Raw genomic sequence first — 19,121 nt, forward strand, 5'->3', positions numbered from 1 at the left:
CTCCTACTGCGCCGCTTCGAAGAGCGACAGGACTTCGACTTGGGGATCCGTCAGCGTCAAGGTGACGACCGGACGCCCATGCCCGTCGGCGAGCACGGTCGCGTCTCCCGCGGCCTGCGCCTCGATCAGCTGACCGAACGTGAACGGGCGGCCGGGGATCTCGAGGTCGACGTCGGTGCTCTCCAGGATCTGCAGGAACACGCCGTTCGCCGGGCCGCCCTTATGGTACTGCCCGGTCGAGTGAAGGAACCGAGGACCCCAGCCGAACGTCGTCGGCCGGCCCGAGTCGGCGGCCACGAGCTCGCGCAGGCCCTCGAGCTGGGGCAGGTCGAGGCGATTCACGTACGCCTGGATCGACACGTAGCCGTCCTCGGGGATCCGTGCCCAGAGCGCGTCGAGGACGCCGGCGACGGTTCCGGATGCCGAGAGCTCAGGCTCCGAGACCCGCACTTCGACGCCCTCCACCTCGAACGCGGGGGCGCGGCGCTCGGGCCGCGCCTCGAGCAGGCCGCGCGCGGCGACCTTCGCGGATTCGACGTCGGGCTGATCGAACGGGTTGATGCCGAGCATCCGTCCTGCGATCGCCGTCGCGTACTCCCACACGATGAGCTGGCCGGCGAGCGATCCGCTGATGAGCAGTTCGCCCTCATGGTGCTCGCGGAAGTGGAACTCGTTCGCCTCGTCGACGATGCGCACGATCTGCAGGTCCTCGGGCTTGCTTTCGAGCTCTGGTGACACCGGCAGCAGGACCACGGGAAGGATGCCGGTGCCATCCTTGCCGGTGGACTCGGCGACGAGCTGCTCGATCCAGTCCGGCAGACCCACGATGTGGGTGCCGTCGGAGACGAGGCCGAGCTTGTCGCGACGAGGATCGCCACCCGCGATGGCGGCGGCGAGCACGAGGGCGGGGTTGTCCGCGCTGTCGATCGCGACCTCGAGGAGCGTCGCATCGGCCTCGTCGAGGAGTTCTGCGAGGTCGACGCCCGCGAGTCCGGTCGGCACCAGGCCGAAGGCCGTGAGCGCCGAGTAGCGTCCACCGACGTCGGGGTCGGCGTTGAAGACCCGGTAGCCGTCTGCGCGTGCCGCCGCGTCGAGCGGGGATCCGGGATCCGTCACCACGACGATGCGCTCCAGCGGATCGATCCCGAGGTCGCGGAAGGCGGCTTCGAACGCCCGCTTGGCGGAGTCGGTCTCGACGGTCGAGCCCGACTTCGATGACACGACCAGCGCCGTCCGGGTCAGGCCGCCCGCTTCCGCATCGCCGTCGAGGGCTGCGAGCACCTGTCCGGGCGAGGTCGAATCCAGGATCACGAGCGGCACGCCCGCCGTCTGCGCGATGACCTCGGGAGCGAGCGAGGACCCGCCCATGCCGGCCAGGACGACGCGTGTGACGCCCTTGGCGACGAGCTGCGTGCGCAGCGCCTCGATCTCCGCGACGAGGGGACGCGAGGTGGTGACCGCGTCCACCCAGCCGAGGCGATGGGATGCCTCGGCCTCGGCGTCGGGACCCCACAGGGTCGGGTCGCCGGCCGTGATGCCCGATGCGATCAAACTGGCGACCAGACCCGGGAGGGTCTCATCGACGACTGACTTGATGTGTCCGCTCAGGTGGAGCTGGAAGCTCATCGGGCGATCTCCGGCGCATTCAGCAGCGCCGTCTTGACCGTGTCCTTGAGCTCGTGCCACGAGGCGATGAACTTCTCGACGCCCTCATCCTCGAGCACCTGGGTGACGTCGTCGAAGTCGACCCCGACGGAGGCGAGTCGGTCGAACACCGCGTGCGCGTCGGCGTATGCGCCGGTGACGGCGTCGCCGCCGATCTCGCCGTGGTCGAAGGTGGCCTCGAGCGTCTTCTCGGGCATCGTGTTCACAGTGCCGGGTGCGACGAGTTCCGTGACGTAGAGCGTGTCGGGGAGCGACGGGTCCTTGACCCCGGTCGAGGCCCACAGCGGCCGCTGCACGTGGGCTCCGGCATCCGTCAGCGCCTTCGCGCGATCCGTCGCGAACTCCTTCTCGAAGAGCTCGTAGGCGAGGCGGGCGTTGGCGACGCCGGCCTTCGATGTGAGGGCCTCGGCCTCGGGCGTGCCGATGGCGGCGAGGCGCTTGTCGACCTCGGTGTCCACACGCGATACGAAGAACGATGCCACCGAGTGGATCTTCGAGATGTCGTGACCCGCGGCCTTGGCCTGCTCGATCCCGGACAGGAACGCGTCGATGACCTCGGCATAGCGCTGGAGGCTGAAGATCAGGGTGACGTTGACCGAGATCCCTTCCGCGAGCGTGGCCGTGATCGCGGGGAGTCCGGCCTTCGTGGCGGGGATCTTGATGTGGGCGTTCGGTCGGTCGACCGTCGCCCACAGCTGCTTCGCCTGCTCGATCGTCGCCGCGGTGTCGTGGGCCAGATCGGGCGAGACCTCGATCGACACGCGACCGTCGACGCCGTCGGTGGCGTCGTACACGCCACGGAAGATGTCGGTCGCGTCGCGCACGTCATCGGTCGTGATCTGGAAGATCGCGTCGTCGGTCGACACGCCGGCGGCGGCGAGCTGCGCCACCTGCGCCTCGTAGACGTGCCCGTGCGACAGCGCCCCGGCGAAGATCGTCGGGTTGGTGGTCACGCCGCTGACGTTGCGGGTCTCGATGAGCTCGGCGAGACTGCCGGACGTGATCCGCACGCGCGACAGGTCGTCCAGCCAGATGCTCACGCCCTGCGCGGTCAGCTTCTCGGTGGGGGTGCTCATGAGTTCTCCTTGATGGTTTCGCGGGCCGCCTCGACGACGGCGTCGGCGGTGATGCCGAACTTCTGGAACAGGGTCTTGTAGTCGGCGGACGCGCCGAAGTGCTCGATCGACACGGAACGGCCCTTGTCGCCGACGATGCCGCGCCACGTCAGGGCGATGCCCGCCTCGACGGACACGCGTGCGGTGACGGATGCGGGCAGCACGCTCTCGCGGTAGGCCTCGTCCTGCTCGGCGAACCACTCCAGCGACGGCGCCGAGACGACCCGGGCGTTGATGCCCTCGGCGGCCAGGGTCGCGCGCGCGTCGACCGCGAGCTGCACCTCCGAGCCGGTGCCGATCAGGATCACGTCCGGGGTGCCGTCCGGCGCCTCGGCGAGCACGTACGCCCCCTTGGTCGCGTTCTGCGCCGCAGCGAAGACGTCTCCGGATGCCTCGGCATCACCGCGCGGGAACACCGGGATGTTCTGACGGGTGAGGGCGAGGCCCGCGGGGCCGCCGTGCCGCCGGAGCAGCTCGAGCCACACCACCGCGGTCTCGTTGGCATCCGCCGGGCGGACGACGGTGAAGTTCGGGATGGCGCGCAGCGCCGCGAGCTGCTCGATCGGCTGGTGGGTGGGACCGTCTTCGCCCAGCGCCACGGAATCGTGCGTCCACACATAGATGGACGGGATGCTCATCAGCGAGGCGATGCGCACCGACGGGCGCATGTAGTCGCTGAAGATCAGGAACGTGCCGCCGAACGCGCGTGTCGGGCCGTGCAGCACGATGCCGTTGACGATCGCGCCCATGGCGTGCTCGCGGATGCCGAAGTGGAGCACGCGCCCGAACCGGTCGCCCGCCCATTCGTGGGTCGACCACTCCGACGGGATGAACGACTTCGCGTCCTTGATGGTGGTCAGGTTCGACTCGGCGAGGTCGGCCGAGCCGCCCCACAGTTCCGGCAGCTGGGCGGCGAGCGCGTTGATCACTGTGCCTGATGCGGCGCGCGTGGAGACCTCCTTGCCGGCCTCGAACGATGGCAGCGACGAGGCGATGCCCTCGGGCAGCTCACGGGCCTGCAGGCGATCGAAGAGCGCCTTGCGCTCGGGGTTGGCCGCGGCCCATGCGTCGAACGACTTCTGCCACTCCGCGTGGGCGGCGGCCCCGCGCCGGCCGAGCGACCGCGTGTGCTCGAGCACGTCCTCGGGAACGACAAAGGTGGTGTCCGGATCCCAGCCCAGCACCTTCTTGGTCGCGGCGAGCTCCTCGCCGCCGAGCGCGGACCCGTGGACCTTGCCGGTGTTCTGCTTGCCGGGGGAGGGCCAGCCGATGATCGTCTTCAGCACGATGATCGACGGCTTGGACGTCTCGCCCTTGGCTGCCTCGATCGCCGCGTTCAGTTCGGCGACATCCTCGACGTACTGGCCGGTCTTCTTCCAGTCCACCGTCTGCACGTGCCAGCCGTAGGCCTCGTATCGTGCCGCGACGTCTTCCGTGAAGGCCACGTTCGTGTCGTCCTCGATCGAGATCTGGTTGGAGTCGTAGAGGACGACCAGGTTGCCGAGCTCCTGATGACCGGCGAGCGAGGATGCCTCGGAGGTGACACCCTCCTGCAGGTCGCCATCCGACGCGATCACGTAGATGAAGTGATCGAAGGGGCTCGTGCCGGGAGCGGCATCCGGGTCGAACAGGCCACGCTCGTAGCGAGCCGCGTAGGCGAAGCCGACCGAGGATGCGAGGCCCTGGCCGAGCGGGCCGGTGGTGATCTCGACGCCGTCGGTGTGACCGAACTCCGGGTGACCGGGCGTGAGCGAACCCCACGTGCGCAGCGCCTTGAGGTCGTCGAGCTCGAGCCCGAATCCGCCGAGGTACAGCTGCACGTACTGCGTGAGGGATGAATGTCCGGCCGAGAGGACGAACCGGTCGCGGCCGGCCCAGTGCACATCCGATGGATCGTGGCGCATCACTCGCTGGTAGAGCAGGTACGCGGCAGGGGCAAGGCTCATCGCCGTGCCCGGGTGACCGTTGCCGACCTTCTCCACCGCGTCTGCTGCCAGCACGCGAACGGTGTCCACCGCGCGCCGATCGATCTCATCCCAACGCAGTTCCGACACCGGGCCGCCTTTCTCGATGGTCGCGCCCAGACGTGGCCGGTCCGCGGCCTTGTCCGGAGGGAGAAGGGGGAATCGGCGCGGGGGGCGCGCGTATGTGTTCAGCATACCGAAGGGGCATGCCGCCCTGGCCATGGGCACTTTTCTGTGACGCCGTCTTTCGCGTCCGGTGCGGACCCGGGTGGCGCGCCGCAGCCCCTCGAGGCGTGATCCCGCCGCAGGGAGAGCGGGAGGCGCGAGATCGCGCCGACCGGGTTCGGCGCGATCGATGCCATAGACTGAGGGCTGTTCTAGAGGCGGCGATTGCGGGGGCGATGGACATCACGACGACGGCCGGACGTCGAGCCGCCGACCGCGAGAAGCGCGATCCCCGTCGTTCCTTCGCCCGAACCGTCCGCGCCTATGTCGCGCTCACCAAGCCGCGAGTCCTCGAGCTTCTGCTCGTGACGACCGTGCCCGTCATGATCCTCGCGGAGGGCGGGTTCCCGAGCCTGTGGCTGGTGCTCGCCACCGTCGTCGGCGGTTCGATGAGCGCCGGCTCCGCGGCCGCCTTCAACATGTACCTGGATCGCGACATCGATGCGCACATGCAGCGCACTGTGAACCGCCCGCTCGTGACGGGCGAGGTGTCGCCCCGCGGCGCGCTGATCTTCGCGTGGACCCTCGCCGTCGTCTCGACGGTCTGGCTGTGGCTGACGACGAACTGGCTGGCGGCGACGCTCTCCGCTGCCGCGATCTTCTTCTACGTCGTGATCTACACGATGATCCTCAAGCGCCGCACCGAGCAGAACATCGTCTGGGGCGGGATCGCCGGCTGCTTCCCGGTGCTCATCGGGTGGACGGCCGTCACCGGCTCGGTCGCGTGGCCCCCCGTCATCCTGTTCGCTCTCGTCTTCCTGTGGACGCCGCCGCACTACTGGCCGCTGTCGATGAAGTACAAAGAGCAGTACGAGGACGTGCACGTGCCGATGCTCGGCGCGACCCGCAACGGATCGCAGGTCGGTCTGCAGGTGATCCTCTACGCCTGGGCGACGGTGGCGTGCTCGTTGCTGCTCGTGCCGGTCGCAGGCATGGGGCTCGTCTACACCGTCTCGGCCCTCGTCTTCGGCGGCTGGTTCATCTACGAGTCGCACCGACTGTACAACCGGGCGGTGCGTGGCACCGAGCCGCGCCCGATGCGGGTCTTCCACGCCTCGATCACCTACCTGACGCTGCTGTTCGTGGCGATCGCGATAGACCCCCTTCTTCCGTTCTGACCCCGGCCAGGTGCGGCGGATCGGCCGCGTTTCGTCTCGGCCCTTCGGGCCTCGCTCAACGACCGGTAGCGGCCCGCCGCGTCGCGCCCCCCGGTCGTTGAGCGAGCGAAGCGAGACGAAACGAGTCCAGCGCGGGGTTAGTAAGGTCCGCTGACAAACGTTAGTTAGGACTATTGACAAACCAAACGCGGCTTCGGCAGAGTGTGTCCCACCACAACGCAGTGAGAGGACATCCCCCATCATGATCTCGCTACCCAAATCCATCGCGGCGGTCGCCGCGGCAACGCTCGGGCTCGGTCTCGCGATAGCGGCGCCGGCTCAGGCATCCGACCCGAAACCCCCGGGCGACGCGCCCACCAAGGTCGTCAGCGCCTACTTCGCCGATTGGGACGTCTACGGACGGGGCTACTTCGTCAAGGACATCCCGGTCGACAAGCTGAACGTCATCCAGTACGCGTTCGGGGTCCCGTCATATGACCCGGCGTCCGGCGCGGTGGGCTGCCAGATCCTCGACCCGTGGGCCGACTTCCAGCAGGTCTACTGGGGCGGAGAGAACACGGTCGACGGCGTCGCGGATGACCCGAGCAACCCCGATCAGCACCTGTTCGGCAACTTCAACCAGCTCCAGAAGCTCAAGGCGGCCAATCCGCACTTGAAGATCGAGATCTCGCTAGGCGGCTGGACGAAGTCGACCTGGTTCGCGACCCTGGCATCGACGCAGGAGCTGCGCGAGAAATTCGTGGCGTCTTGCATCGACACGTTCATCAAGGGCGACCTGCCGGGCGGCGGCTGGCCGGAGTCCGCGGGCGGCCCAGGCGCGGCCGCGGGACTGTTCGACGGCATCGACCTCGACTGGGAATACCCGACACAGGTCGCCGACAGCAACGTCAACCCCACCGCGGCCGACCGGCACAACGCGACGCTGCTGGCCGCCGAGTTCCGCAAGCAGCTCGATGCCTACGGCCAGACGACGGGAAAGCACTACCTGCTGACGGCCGCCCTGCCCGCCGCGACGAGCTCGACGAAGTACTACGAGCTCGGCGCCTTCGTGAAGAGCCTCGACTGGGCCAACGTCATGACGTACGACTTCAACGTGCCGAGTTCGCCGGTGTCCGCTCTGAACACACTGTTCGCTCCCGACCCGCGTGACCCGAACGGCAAGAACCTCACGTGGAACACCGGCGGCACGGCGGCGTACTACCTGCTCAACGGCGTCCCCGCCTCGAAGCTCGTCATCGGGGTGCCCTTCTACGGCAACCAGTACCTGCGGACCGGCACGAAGAACTACGGTCTCTACACGCCGTTCGACAACACCGGCCTCGACCCGAACTCGCTCGCCGCCGACACGGCCCCGCAGCCGACATACCACGAGCTCGTCGATCAGGCAGGGTACGTCAGCGCGGACGGCAAGACCGGCGCGAACGGCTACACGGTCCGCTGGAACGTGCTGGCCGGCGAACCCTATCTGTCGAGTCCGGCCGCGACGCACAGCTTCGCCACGGGCCCGGAGACGGTGCCGACCGTGATCTCGTTCACGAGCCCGGCTTCGGTCGCGGAACGAGTGGCGCTCATCAAATCGCTGAAGCTCCGCGGAGCCATGGTCTGGGAGATCAGCCAGGACTCCGACAGCCACTCGCTCATGAACGCGATCTCGCCGGTTCTCCACTGACCTCATCTCGGACAAAGCAGCGGGCCCAGGACTTGTCCTGGGCCCGCTGCTTTGAGTCACATGCTGGCGTCAGCGACCGGTCTCTGTGTCGGCCGGGGGCTCGGCAGCGACCGGTGCAGGTTCGGCGACCGGTGTCGGCTCGTCAAACACGGCCGCATCGGCGACCGGCGCAGCGGCCGCGGGCGCTTCCTCGGCGACCGGCGCAGCGGGAGCCAGGGGTGCGAAGGACCCGACCGGGTTCTCGTCAGTCCAGGCGATGGGCTCGACGATCTCGACAGCGGCCTTGGGGCGGAGCGATGCAGCCGTGGCAACGGCCAGCGCGAGCAGGATGCCGATCGCGCCGACACCGATCAGCACAGCGCCCACCAGCGCCACCGAGGGACCCACGTAGACGTCGCGGACCGTCGCGCTGCCATTGGTCAGTGCCGCAGACATCTGGTTGAGCTTGGTGGTGAGGATCCACCAGCCGAGGACGATGGTGGCAAGGGACGCTGCGACGAGAATCCAGAACGGGATGCTGCGAAGCAGAGCGGGACGGGGATTCATTGATTCTCCTTGGAAGTGGGCACGAGTGGCCGCGGCATCCCGCCAGCGTGCCCGCGGCGGCGGAGCGCGGAGTATGTGAGGTCGATGTGTCGGCTATGAAAGGGATCCGGCGGTCTGCTCGCTCGGATCGAGCGCCGGGTCCGCGATTGTCGGCGCGGGCGCGGTGATGTGCATCACGACGGCCGTCATCGCTGAGACGACGAGCACGGCGAGCACCATGTGGATGTTGACGAGCAGGATCGGCAGACCGGTGCGCGCCTGCCAAAGGCCGACGCCGATCTGCACGAGTTCGACGGCGAGGAGGAGGCCGGTCCACAGTCGCAGCCGCAGCGCCGGGGCGGTGCGCCACGAGCCGGCGAACAGCACGACCGTGAGGGCGAACGTGGCATACGCGGGCCAGGAGTGCACGTGCTGCCAGAGGATCGGATCGAGCCCGTTGCGCGCGGCGATGTCATCACCGGCGTGGGGACCCGAGCCGGTGAGCAGGATGCCGATCGCCACGGTCACCGCGACGACCGCGCCGGTGACGCGGACCGTGACGGCGTACCAGGCCGGCACGGCACGCACCCGCGGCCCCGGCTGCGCGTGGACCCGGCACACCAGGCCGGTCGCGAGGACGACGAGCGTGGCCGAGATGAGGAAGTGGATGCCGACCACACTCGGCGGCAGCTTCAGCAGCACGATGATGCCGCCGACGACCGCCTGGACGATGATGCCGATCCCGACCGACAGCGCAAGGACCGTGAGATCCCGGCGCCCGATCCGCACCACGAACAGGAACGCCACCAGCGCCACGATGACGAGCACGCCGGTGAGCGTCCGGTTGCCGAACTCGATGAGCCCGTGGATGCCCATCGCCTGCGTGGGCACGAGCGAGTCGCCCGTGCAGTAGGGCCACTCGGGGCACCCGAGGCCCGAGCCGGTGAGCCGGACGAGGCCCCCCGTGCCCACGATCACGATCTGCATGACCAGGTTCGCCCATGCGGCGACGACCACTCGGCGGTCGACACGATCCGGCAGCCAGTTCCACATCCGTCGGAACGGACCGGGGGCGATCGGAGTCGTCGTGTCGGCGGGCATGGTCCGCTTCCTCCTGGGTGGTTGCGCACACGGCGGGTGCATGGACACAGGCGCCCGCGCTTGGGGCGGAACCTGTAGAATCGTGGGGTCGGCTTCGTGCGCCCTGAGCGCCGCGAACCACTGACAGTCTAGGCGCGACGGCCAGCGCCATTGAGAGGGCCCATCAGCGGCATCCCCCTTCGGTAACTCCACCGGAGGAGCCGGAATGCCGGGGCGGATGACACCGCCAGGGTCCGGAGGAGAACGTGACGATGTCTGATGTGCTGATCGACCGACCCGAGCTCGCCAGTCTGGGACAGTACGAGTTCGGCTGGCACGACGCCGACGCTGCAGGGGCGACCGCGCAGCGGGGGCTGAGCGAAGCCGTCGTGCGCGGCATCTCCACGCTCAAGTCCGAGCCCGAATGGATGCTCAAGAACCGGCTCAAGGGTCTGCAGCTCTTCGGCCGCAAGCCGATGCCCACGTGGGGCGCCGACCTCTCCGAGATCGACTTCGACAACATCAAGTACTTCGTCCGCTCGACCGAGAAGCAGGCCGGGTCGTGGGAAGAGCTTCCCGAAGAGATCCGCAACACGTACGAGCGGCTCGGGATCCCCGAGGCGGAGCGCCAGCGCCTCGTCGCCGGCGTCGCCGCGCAGTACGAGTCCGAGGTCGTCTACCACCAGATCAACGAGCAGCTCGAGGCGCAGGGCGTCATCTTCATGGACACCGACACCGCCCTGCGTGAGCACCCCGAATTCTTCACCGAGTACTTCGGCACCGTCATCCCCGCCGGCGACAACAAGTTCGCGGCGCTCAACACCGCGGTGTGGTCGGGCGGATCGTTCGTCTACGTGCCTCCCGGGGTGCACGTCGACATCCCGCTGCAGGCGTACTTCCGCATCAACACCGAGAACATGGGCCAGTTCGAGCGGACCCTGATCATCGCCGACGAGGGCTCGTACGTGCACTACATCGAGGGCTGCACGGCTCCCATCTACAAGAGCGACTCGCTGCACTCGGCCGTCGTCGAGATCATCGTGAAGAAGAACGCGCGCGTGCGCTACACGACGATCCAGAACTGGTCGAACAACGTCTACAACCTCGTCACCAAGCGCGCCATCGCCCACGAGGGCGCCACGATGGAGTGGATCGACGGCAATATCGGCTCCAAGGTGACGATGAAGTACCCCTCGATCTTCCTCGTGGGCGAGCACGCGAAGGGCGAGACCCTGTCGGTCGCCTTCGCCGGCCCCGGCCAGCACCAGGATGCCGGCGCCAAGATGATCCACATGGCGCCGTACACGCAGTCATCGATCGTCTCGAAGTCGATCGCCCGCGGCGGCGGCCGCGCCGGCTATCGCGGTGAGGTCCGCGTCGAAGCCAACGCCCACCACGCCGCCAACACGGTGCGCTGCGACGCCCTGCTCATCGACACGCAGTCGCGGTCCGATACGTATCCGTCCATCGACATCCGCGTCGACGACGTGCAGCTCGGCCACGAGGCGACCGTCTCGAAGGTGAGCGCCGAGCAGCTGTTCTACCTCCAGTCCCGCGGCATGCCCGAGGATGAGGCGATGGCCATGATCGTGCGGGGCTTCATCGAGCCGATCGCACGCGAACTTCCCATGGAGTACGCCATGGAGCTCAACAAGCTCATCGAGATGGGCATGGAAGGATCGGTCGGCTAGATGGCGGCCACGACACAGGCGCCCCCCACGGCGCCCGGTTCCACCGCGCACACCGACGGCGCCTGGGCGGCCATCCCCGTCCAGACCCGCTCGGAGCGCCCCCGCTCGTTCGATCCCGCGGACTTCGAGGTGCCGACGGGCCGTGAGGTCAACTGGAAGCACACCCCGGTCGACCGCCTCGCACCCCTGTTCGTGGATGCCGCAGGCGATGACACCGCCATCGCGTTCGACCTCGACGCCCCGGACGGCGTCGAGGTCGGGGTGCGCCGGGTGGGGGAGTCGCCCCGCGGCGAGGCGTTCGTGCCCGAGGATCGTCCGGCCGCGATCGCCTGGACGCGCGCCGAAGAAGCGCTGTACGTCCGCGTACCCGCCGACGCCGAGCTCGACGCCCCGGTCGTCGTGACGATGACCGGAGCGGGTGCCGATCGTCGGGCGAACGCCCACATCCTGCTCGAGGCGGGCGTCAATTCGCGGGCGAAGGTCCTGCTCCGCCACGCGGGCGCCGCGCAGTTCGCGCAGAACGTCGAGGTGCTCGTGCGCGACGGTGCGCACCTGGATGTGGTGACCGTGCAGCAGTGGGACGACGACGCCGTGCACGCGGCATCCCATCAGGTCCGCGTCGCTCGCGACGCCACCCTGCGCCACATCGTGGTCAGTTTCGGCGGAGGCGTCGTGCGCGTGAACCCCAGCGTCGAGCTCGCTGGAGCGGGCTCGCGCGCCGACCTGTTCGGACTCAGCTACTCCGACTCGGGGCAGCACCTCGAGAGCCAGGTGTTCCTGCACCACAAGGGCCCCGACACCAAGGGCGACGTGCTCTACAAGGGCGCTCTGCAGGGCCGGGGCGCCCGCAGCGTCTGGGTGGGCGATGTGCTCATCGGGCCGGATGCCGTCGGCACCGACTCGTACGAGGCGAACCGCAACCTGGTGCTGACCGACGGCGCCCGCGCGGAGTCGGTGCCTAACCTCGAGATCGAGACCGGCGACATCCGCGGCGCCGGTCACGCCAGCGCCACCGGTCGCTTCGACGACGAGCAGCTATTCTACCTGCAGGCGCGCGGCATCGGCGAAGACGAGGCCCGCCGCCTCGTCGTCCTCGGCTTCCTCGCCGAGATCGTGCAGAAGATCGGCATCCCCGCCCTCGAGGACGAGCTCTTCGCCGCGATCGAGACCGAACTCGCCCAGGAGGTTTCCGGATGACCGCTCAGCGCGTCTGCGCTCTCAGCGAGCTCGAGCAGGACTCGGCGATCCGCGTCGAGGTCGACGGTGTCCCGATCGCCGTCGTGCTGGACTCGGCAGGCGATGTTCACGCCATCGGCGACACCTGCACGCACGGCGACATCTCCCTCGCGGAAGGCTTCGTCGACGGCGACTCGCTCGAGTGCTGGGCACATGGGTCGGCGTTCTCGCTGAGCACCGGCAAGCCGCTCAACCTTCCCGCGTACGAGCCCGTCCCGGTCTTCGCCGTAACGATCGACGGCGACGACGTGCTCATCGATCCGAACGTGAAGAAGGCGATCTCGTAGGCTTCGCCGCGAATCGACCTCACACATCATGAAAAGAGAACTCTGAATGTCTGTCCTCGAGATCCGCGACCTGCATGTGACGGTCGAGACGGATGCCGGCATCACCCCGATCCTCAACGGCGTGACCCTCACGATCCGCACCGGTCAGACCCACGCCATCATGGGTCCCAACGGCTCGGGCAAGTCCACGCTCGCATACACGATCGCGGGTCACCCGAAGTACAAGGTCACCGCCGGCACGATCACCCTGGACGGCGAGGACGTCCTCGCGATGACCGTCGATGAGCGCGCCCGCCGCGGCCTGTTCCTCGCGATGCAGTACCCGGTCGAGATCCCGGGCGTCACTGTGACCAACTTCCTGCGCACCGCGAAGACCGCCATCGACGGCGAGGCTCCCTCGATCCGGACGTGGACCAAGGACGTCAAACAGTCGATGAAGAACCTTCGCATGGACCCGAAGTTCGCGCAGCGCAACGTCAACGAAGGATTCTCCGGCGGCGAGAAGAAGCGCCACGAGATCCTCCAGCTCGAGCTGCTGAAGCCGAGCATCGCGATCCTCGACGAGACCGATTCGGGGCTCGACGTCGACGCGCTCAAGATCGTGTCCGAGGGCGTCAACCGCGCGAAGGGCGAGACCGATCTCGGCGTCCTGCTCATCACGCACTACACGCGCATCCTGCGCTACATCCACCCCGACTTCGTGCACGTCATGATCGGCGGCCGCATCGTCGAGGAGGGCGGGCCGGAGCTCGCCGACCGCCTCGAGGACGAGGGCTACGACAGCTACCTCGAGCCGTTCGCCGAGGCCGCGGCGGACGTCGAAGCGTAGAATCGTTACATGACCGCAATACTTACGCCCGAAAAGTACGACGAGGTCACTGAGGCCCTGAAGGACGTCATGGATCCCGAACTCGGGATCAACGTCGTCGACCTCGGACTCATCTACGACCTGGGTTGGGATGACGAGAACGATGCCCTCGTCATCCACATGACCCTGACGTCTGCCGGCTGCCCGCTGACCGATGTGCTCGAAGAGCAGACCGCCCAGGCCCTCGACGAAGTCGTCGAGCGGTTCCGCATCAACTGGGTGTGGATGCCGCCGTGGGGCCCCGAGCGCATCACCGACGACGGCCGCGACATGATGCGGGCGCTCGGCTTCGCCATCTGACTCGACTCGCGGCAGACGCCCGAGTCGCAGGATGACTGCGCGACGAGGGAGGCATCCGCGGCCGCCGATAGGCTCGAGGGGTGAGCGTCACCCCCCTCCGGGCACTGTCCATCGAGCAGCTGCGGCAGCGGTCCAGCACGAAATGGCGCACCTACGCGCCCGACATCCTCCCCCTCTTCGTCGCCGAGACCGATTTCCCCCTCGCCGAGCCGATCACCGATGCCCTGCGCCGTGCCGTCGAGCTCGGCGACACGGGCTACACACCGCCGGATCCCGGCATCCGGGACGCCTATGCAGCCTTTGCGCAGCGCCGCTTCGGGTGGACGGTCGACCCCGCGAGGGTGCGGACGACCTGCGACGTCATGATGGGCGTCGTCGAGCTGCTCCGCCGCGTCACCGCGCCGGGCGACCGGGTGATCGTCACGCCGCCGGTGTACCCGCCGTTCTACGACTGCATCCCCGAAGCCGGCGCGGTCGTCGAGCGCGTGCCGCTGAGCCCGACCGGCACCGGATGGGAGCTCGACCTGCCCGGTATCGAGGCCGCTCTCGCCGGTGGCGCCCGGGCCGTGCTGCTGTGCAACCCGCACAATCCGACGGGCACCACCCATTCGCGCGAGAGTCTGGCTGCGCTCGCCGACCTCGCGAACCGCTTCGGCGCCGCCGTGATCAGCGACGAGATCCATGCTCCGCTGGTACAGCCTGGAGTGACCTTCACGCCGTTCCTGGCAGCGTCTGAAACGGCCGCAGAGGTGGGCTACGCCGTCACGAGCGCGAGCAAGGCGTACAACCTCGCGGGTCTGAAGTGCGCTCTCATGATCACGGCGGGCGACGAGCCTGCGCGGGTCGTGCGAGAGCTGCCCGACGAGGTCGAGTGGCGAACCGGGCTGTTCGGGGCACTCGCCGGGGTGGCGGCCTTCTCGCCGCAGAGCGACGCGTGGCTCGACGGACTGCTGGCAGCCCTCGACCAGAACCGCCGGCTGCTGGGCGGACTGCTCGCCGAACATGTCCCCGGCGCGCGGTATCGCATTCCCGATGCCGGCTTCCTCGCGTGGGTGGATCTCGGCGACCTCGGCTGGGGCGACAATCCCGCCGCGAGGATCCTCCGTGAGGCACAGGTCGCGCTGCATTTCGGTCCGCACTTCGGCGACGAGGGCAAGGGGCATGTGCGCATCAACATCGGGTGCTCGCCTCAGGTGCTGCGCGAGGCGATCGAGCGCATCGGGGCTCTCGACGCGCCATGACCGGCCCCATCGAGCCCCAGCCGGTCGAGTCGCCGCGGGTCGGGCGCGGCGGCGGAATCTGGGGACCACAGTACGTCTGGGTCACGGTCGGATCGGTCGCGCTCGTGTTCCTGGCCGCCATCCAATCGCTCGCCGTCACCACCGTCATGCCGGTCGTGAGCGCCGACCTCGACGGCGCATCGCTGTACGCCGTCGCCTTCGCGGGCACGCTCGCCACGAGTGTCATCGGGATGGTCGCGGTGGGCGCGTGGTGCGATCGCGGCGGAGTCGTCGTGCCGCTCACATCTGCGATCGCGGTCTTCGTGATCGGGCTGGTGGTGTCGGGGCTGGCGCCCACGATGGCTGTGCTCGTCGCGGCCCGCCTCCTCCAGGGTCTCGGGACGGGCGGCGCGATCGTCGCGCTGTACGTGGTCGTGGCGCGCGCGTACCCCGCCGAGGTGCATGGGCGTGTGTTCGCCGCCTTCTCGGCGGCCTGGGTCGTTCCGTCGCTCATCGGGCCGTTCCTCGCGGGGGCGGTCGCGGAATACCTGCACTGGCGGTGGGTGTTCCTCGGAATCGCGATCCTGACCGTGGCGTCCTACCTGCTCGTCGTGCTGCGCCTGCACGGGCTGCCCCTGCACACTGACGACCCCGCGACCGATCGGGTCGCCCCACGCCTCGTCCTCGCGGTCGCGGTGGCCGCAGGCGCCCTGCTGCTGAGCCTCGCCGGCAGCTTGGGACCGTGGGCGTGGGCGGCGGTCGCGGCATCCGTGCTGATCATCGGATTCGCATCGCGGCCCCTCCTGCCGCCCCGGACGCTGCGCTCCGGACGCGGGCTACCGAGCGTGGTGCTCATGCGGGGACTCATCGCGGGCGCCCTCTTCGGCGCCGAGATCTATGTGCCGTACCTGCTGATCGACGGCTACGGGTTCTCGCCCACGTGGGCGGGGCTCGGTCTCACGGCCGCGGCGCTCGCCTGGGCCGCGGCATCCGACGTGCAGGGCCGTTTCGGCGATCGCATGGGCAACGCGCGCATCACGCTGATCGGCACCGCGCTGCTGTTCAGCGCGGTCGCGATCGCGGCCGTCACGGCATCCGCCCATCTTCCTGCCGCGGTGCTCATCGTCGGCTGGACGTTCGCGGGTGCCGGCATGGGGCTGATGTATCCGCGCCTCACCGTGCTGACGCTGGCGTACTCCACCCCTCAGAATCAGGGGTTCAACTCGGCGGCGCTGTCGATCTCGGACTCGATCGGAGCCGCGACGACGATCGCGGCGATGGGTCTCGTCTTCACCGCGCTCGCCGGGACGGATGCCGGCTTCCCGGCGGTCTTCGTTCTCGCCGCCCTCCTGTCGCTGCTGGCATTGATCCCAGGTCTGCGGATGGGCCACGCCCACGAGAGCGCACCAGTGCATCGCGGCGCCCCCTGAGGACCGTGGATCCCCGCGGTCGCGGCCGACGCTGCCCAGAACTGATCGGCGCGATGTCTCGCGAACATGCCGAGACCCCGCTCCCGGCGCGGGGTCTCGGCACGGGGGGTCTCGGAGTATTGCGCGACGGGCGGTCAGGCGCCCTTGCGGCGATCGACCGCCCGGACCAGCGCCCACGCGCCGGGGATGATGAGCGCCGCGAGGCCCGCCTTGATGAGCCCGCCGATGATGAAGGGGAACACGCCTGCTTCGAGGATCTGCCAGAAGCTCAGGTCGAGACCCAGGACGACGTTCAGGATGTAGGCGAGGTATGGCACGCCGAACAGGAACGGGATGACGCTCGCGATGGCGAATCCGACGAACGCGAGCCCAGGACGACGGTCCCACGCGCGCTCGGCGAACCAGCCCGCCACGAACGCCGAGAAGATGAAGCCGATCACATAGCCGAAGCTCGGCTTCGCGACGGCAGCGATCGTGCCGGTGAAGTCGGCGAACACCGGGAGTCCGGCCAGGCCGACGATCATGTACGTGGTCAGTGCGGCGGCGCCGCGCCAGGCTCCGAGGGCCGCGCCGACGACGATGACGCCGAGCGTCTGCCCGGTGATCGGAACCGGCCAGAGCGGGATGGATACCTGTGCGAGGACCGCCACGAGGGCGGCGCCCGTGACGACGAGCGCGGCATCCACGGCGAACGCGCGGGCACGCGACGACGGGCGGCCGATGACGTCCGCAAGGACACGACGTCGGGATGAAGGTGCGGCGAGAGTCATGAGGCTCCTCGTGATCGGGACGCCGGGAAGGTGAGGAGGGCGTCGCGACTTATACTAGGGGGCTGGCCCATCGGGCCCCTTTGTACCCCTTCATCGAACGAAACGGACATTCGCTGTGCTCGCCGTGCACGACCTCGAGATCCGCGTGGGCGCTCGCGTCCTCATGTCGGACGTGTCGTTCCGCGTCAGCGACGGCGACAAGGTCGGTCTGGTGGGCCGCAACGGCGCGGGCAAGACCACGCTCACGAAGGTGCTGGCAGGCGATCTGCTGCCCAGCAATGGGCGGGTGGATCGCGCCGGCGCGCTCGGCTATCTGCCGCAGGATCCGCGCACCGGTGACCCCGGCATGCTCGCCCGCACCCGCATCCTCGACGCACGTGGACTCGGCACCATCGCACTGGGCATGCACGAGGCATCCCTCGCCATGGGCGACGACGACGCGGATGCCGCAGCCCGGGCGATGCGGAAGTACGCGAACCTCACCGAGCGATTCGAGGCGCTCGGCGGCTACGCGGCGGAGGCGGAGGCGGCATCCATCGCCCACAATCTCTCGCTGCCGGACCGGATCCTCGACCAGCCGCTGCGGACGCTGTCGGGCGGTCAGCGCCGGCGCATCGAGCTCGCGCGCATCCTGTTCTCGGATGCCGAGTCGATGATCCTCGACGAGCCCACGAACCACCTCGACGCCGACAGTGTCGTGTGGCTGCGGGAGTTCCTCAGGAACTACAAGGGCGGGCTCATCGTCATCAGCCACGATGTCGAACTCGTCGGCGAGACGGTCAACCGCGTCTTCTACCTCGACGCGAACCGTCAGGTCATCGACGTCTACAACATGAACTGGAAGAACTACCTGCGTCAGCGGGTGGCGGACGAGGAGCGTCGCAAGAAGGAGCGCGTCAACGTCGAGAAGAAGGCGACGGCGCTGCAGCTGCAGGCCGCGCGCTTCGGAGCGAAGGCGTCGAAGGCTGCCGCGGCGCACCAGATGGTGGCGCGTGCCGAGAAGATGCTCTCGGGCCTCGACGATGTGCGCCAGGAGGACCGCGTCGCGAAGCTCCGGTTCCCGAAGCCCGCCGCGTGCGGCAAGACCCCGCTGATGGCGTCCGGGCTGTCCAAGTCGTACGGCTCGCTCGAGATCTTCACGGATGTCGATCTCGCGATCGACCGAGGGTCGAAGGTCGTCGTGCTGGGCCTCAACGGCGCCGGCAAGACGACGCTGCTGCGGATCCTCGCGGGGGTGGACAAGCCCGACACCGGGCAGATCGAACCCGGTCACGGGCTCAAGATCGGCTACTACGCGCAGGAGCACGAGAACCTCGACGTCGACCGGTCGGTGCTCGACAACATGATGTCCGCCGCGCCGGACATCACCGCGACGGATGCGCGCAAGGTGCTGGGCTCGTTCCTGTTCACGGGCGACGACGTGCTCAAGCCCGCCGGCGTCCTCTCCGGCGGCGAGAAGACGCGGCTGTCGCTTGCGACGCTCGTGGTCTCGAGTGCCAACATGCTGCTGCTCGACGAGCCCACGAACAACCTCGACCCCGCGTCGCGCGAGGAGATCCTCGGTGCCCTCTCGCACTACGAGGGCGCCGTCGTCCTGGTGTCGCATGACGAGGGCGCCGTCGAGGCGCTCAACCCAGAGCGGGTGCTCATCCTGCCGGACGGCGTCGAGGACATCTGGGGACGCGACTACGCCGAGCTGATCAGCCTGGCCTGAGCTGGGGTTGAGCCCGGGCGGGTGACGGCGCCGGGTGTTGCCGGGGCTCGTTGCGCCGAGTCGCCCCGAGTGGCGGGCTTGCGCGGGTGGGATGCCGCCGGTCGGGGCAAGTCGGGGCAGAGCCTGCGCCGGGCGGTACCCTGCAGCCTGGTGTGAAGGGTGCGAGCCGGCAGGTGTGCCGAGTCGCCCCGAGTGGCGGGCTTGCGCGGGTGGGATGCCGCCGGTTGCGGCAAATCGGCGCGGG

Annotated in this window: 16 protein-coding genes; 10 read left to right on the top strand and 6 right to left on the bottom strand. The window is 68.7% G+C overall.

The window, feature by feature from the left end; all coding sequences use genetic code 11:
* Positions 1 to 3 precede the first annotated feature (3 nt).
* From ABD212_RS04860 to tkt, 3 genes are read right to left on the bottom strand one after another with little or no spacing between them, the layout of a single operon-like run.
* The gene (locus ABD212_RS04860) at positions 4 to 1,626 is read right to left on the bottom strand and encodes a glucose-6-phosphate isomerase (protein ID WP_344091765.1); all 1,623 of its coding nucleotides are present in this window, start codon (positions 1,624 to 1,626) and stop codon (positions 4 to 6) included.
* Positions 1,623 to 2,741 carry a transaldolase gene (tal, locus tag ABD212_RS04865; protein WP_344091766.1) on the bottom strand — a complete coding sequence of 373 codons (1,119 nt, stop codon included), beginning with the start codon at positions 2,739 to 2,741 and terminating at the stop codon, positions 1,623 to 1,625. The genes ABD212_RS04860 and tal overlap by 4 nt, the downstream gene beginning before the upstream one ends.
* On the bottom strand, positions 2,738 to 4,834 hold the full coding sequence (tkt, locus tag ABD212_RS04870; protein ID WP_344091768.1) for a transketolase: 2,097 nt from the start codon (positions 4,832 to 4,834) through the stop codon (positions 2,738 to 2,740). The genes tal and tkt overlap by 4 nt, the downstream gene beginning before the upstream one ends.
* Before the next feature lie 311 nt (positions 4,835 to 5,145).
* Between tkt and ABD212_RS04875 the strand changes: the two genes are divergently transcribed.
* Entirely contained in the window at positions 5,146 to 6,087 is a 942-nt protein-coding gene (locus tag ABD212_RS04875; RefSeq protein ID WP_344091770.1) for a heme o synthase, read from the top strand.
* A gap of 241 nt (positions 6,088 to 6,328) precedes the next feature.
* On the top strand, positions 6,329 to 7,756 hold the full coding sequence (locus ABD212_RS04880; protein WP_344091773.1) for a glycoside hydrolase family 18 protein: 1,428 nt from the start codon (positions 6,329 to 6,331) through the stop codon (positions 7,754 to 7,756).
* Between the two features lie 69 nt (positions 7,757 to 7,825).
* Here ABD212_RS04880 and ABD212_RS04885 read toward each other — a convergent pair whose 3' ends face one another.
* Both ABD212_RS04885 and ABD212_RS04890 read right to left on the bottom strand, forming a co-directional pair.
* On the bottom strand, positions 7,826 to 8,302 hold the full coding sequence (locus tag ABD212_RS04885; RefSeq protein WP_344091775.1) for a dinucleotide-utilizing enzyme: 477 nt from the start codon (positions 8,300 to 8,302) through the stop codon (positions 7,826 to 7,828).
* 93 nt (positions 8,303 to 8,395) lie between these two features.
* On the bottom strand, positions 8,396 to 9,382 hold the full coding sequence (locus ABD212_RS04890) for a COX15/CtaA family protein (RefSeq protein ID WP_344091777.1): 987 nt from the start codon (positions 9,380 to 9,382) through the stop codon (positions 8,396 to 8,398).
* Positions 9,383 to 9,633: 251 nt separating this feature from the next.
* Here ABD212_RS04890 and sufB point away from each other — a divergent pair, with 251 nt between their 5' ends.
* The 7 genes from sufB to ABD212_RS04925 all read left to right on the top strand — a co-directional run bounded on the left by sufB (position 9,634) and on the right by ABD212_RS04925 (position 16,393).
* Positions 9,634 to 11,052 (top strand): Fe-S cluster assembly protein SufB, encoded by a 1,419-nt coding sequence (sufB, locus tag ABD212_RS04895; protein ID WP_344091779.1) that lies wholly within the window; start codon positions 9,634 to 9,636, stop codon positions 11,050 to 11,052.
* Positions 11,053 to 12,249, top strand: a complete 1,197-nt coding sequence (gene sufD / locus ABD212_RS04900; RefSeq protein WP_344091781.1) for a Fe-S cluster assembly protein SufD — start codon at positions 11,053 to 11,055, stop codon at positions 12,247 to 12,249.
* On the top strand, positions 12,246 to 12,575 hold the full coding sequence (locus tag ABD212_RS04905) for a non-heme iron oxygenase ferredoxin subunit (protein WP_344091783.1): 330 nt from the start codon (positions 12,246 to 12,248) through the stop codon (positions 12,573 to 12,575). The genes sufD and ABD212_RS04905 overlap by 4 nt, the downstream gene beginning before the upstream one ends.
* 46 nt (positions 12,576 to 12,621) lie before the next feature.
* Positions 12,622 to 13,404, top strand: a complete 783-nt coding sequence (sufC, locus tag ABD212_RS04910; protein WP_344091785.1) for a Fe-S cluster assembly ATPase SufC — start codon at positions 12,622 to 12,624, stop codon at positions 13,402 to 13,404.
* A gap of 9 nt (positions 13,405 to 13,413) precedes the next feature.
* Positions 13,414 to 13,743, top strand: a complete 330-nt coding sequence (locus ABD212_RS04915; RefSeq protein WP_179438005.1) for an iron-sulfur cluster assembly protein — start codon at positions 13,414 to 13,416, stop codon at positions 13,741 to 13,743.
* A gap of 80 nt (positions 13,744 to 13,823) precedes the next feature.
* Entirely contained in the window at positions 13,824 to 14,984 is a 1,161-nt protein-coding gene (locus tag ABD212_RS04920) for a MalY/PatB family protein (protein ID WP_344091787.1), read from the top strand.
* Positions 14,981 to 16,393: an MFS transporter gene (locus ABD212_RS04925; protein ID WP_344091789.1), complete on the top strand. Its 1,413-nt coding sequence runs from the start codon at positions 14,981 to 14,983 to the stop codon at positions 16,391 to 16,393. The genes ABD212_RS04920 and ABD212_RS04925 overlap by 4 nt, the downstream gene beginning before the upstream one ends.
* Positions 16,394 to 16,527: 134 nt before the next feature.
* On the opposite strand, the gene ABD212_RS04930 is transcribed toward ABD212_RS04925, so the two are convergent.
* Entirely contained in the window at positions 16,528 to 17,163 is a 636-nt protein-coding gene (locus tag ABD212_RS04930; protein WP_344091790.1) for a biotin transporter BioY, read from the bottom strand.
* Between the two features lie 115 nt (positions 17,164 to 17,278).
* On the opposite strand from ABD212_RS04930, the gene ABD212_RS04935 reads away from it, so the two are divergent.
* Entirely contained in the window at positions 17,279 to 18,877 is a 1,599-nt protein-coding gene (locus tag ABD212_RS04935) for an ABC-F family ATP-binding cassette domain-containing protein (RefSeq protein ID WP_344091792.1), read from the top strand.
* Positions 18,878 to 19,121: the final 244 nt, after the last annotated feature.

The sequence above is a fragment of the Microbacterium deminutum genome (assembly GCF_039530205.1).
Classification (GTDB): Bacteria; Actinomycetota; Actinomycetes; order Actinomycetales; family Microbacteriaceae; genus Microbacterium; species Microbacterium deminutum.

What these genes read in the sequence shown, in the direction of transcription:
- sufD (WP_344091781.1), top strand. Translation starts at nt 11,053, where the DNA reads ATGGCGGCCACGACACAGGCGCCCCCCACGGCGCCCGGTTCCACCGCG.
- ABD212_RS04930 (WP_344091790.1), bottom strand. Translation starts at nt 17,163, where the DNA reads ATGACTCTCGCCGCACCTTCATCCCGACGTCGTGTCCTTGCGGACGTC.
- ABD212_RS04860 (WP_344091765.1), bottom strand. Translation starts at nt 1,626, where the DNA reads ATGAGCTTCCAGCTCCACCTGAGCGGACACATCAAGTCAGTCGTCGAT.
- ABD212_RS04875 (WP_344091770.1), top strand. Translation starts at nt 5,146, where the DNA reads ATGGACATCACGACGACGGCCGGACGTCGAGCCGCCGACCGCGAGAAG.
- ABD212_RS04880 (WP_344091773.1), top strand. Translation starts at nt 6,329, where the DNA reads ATGATCTCGCTACCCAAATCCATCGCGGCGGTCGCCGCGGCAACGCTC.
- tal (WP_344091766.1), bottom strand. Translation starts at nt 2,741, where the DNA reads ATGAGCACCCCCACCGAGAAGCTGACCGCGCAGGGCGTGAGCATCTGG.
- ABD212_RS04885 (WP_344091775.1), bottom strand. Translation starts at nt 8,302, where the DNA reads ATGAATCCCCGTCCCGCTCTGCTTCGCAGCATCCCGTTCTGGATTCTC.
- ABD212_RS04890 (WP_344091777.1), bottom strand. Translation starts at nt 9,382, where the DNA reads ATGCCCGCCGACACGACGACTCCGATCGCCCCCGGTCCGTTCCGACGG.
- ABD212_RS04915 (WP_179438005.1), top strand. Translation starts at nt 13,414, where the DNA reads ATGACCGCAATACTTACGCCCGAAAAGTACGACGAGGTCACTGAGGCC.
- sufC (WP_344091785.1), top strand. Translation starts at nt 12,622, where the DNA reads ATGTCTGTCCTCGAGATCCGCGACCTGCATGTGACGGTCGAGACGGAT.
- sufB (WP_344091779.1), top strand. Translation starts at nt 9,634, where the DNA reads ATGTCTGATGTGCTGATCGACCGACCCGAGCTCGCCAGTCTGGGACAG.
- ABD212_RS04925 (WP_344091789.1), top strand. Translation starts at nt 14,981, where the DNA reads ATGACCGGCCCCATCGAGCCCCAGCCGGTCGAGTCGCCGCGGGTCGGG.
- ABD212_RS04905 (WP_344091783.1), top strand. Translation starts at nt 12,246, where the DNA reads ATGACCGCTCAGCGCGTCTGCGCTCTCAGCGAGCTCGAGCAGGACTCG.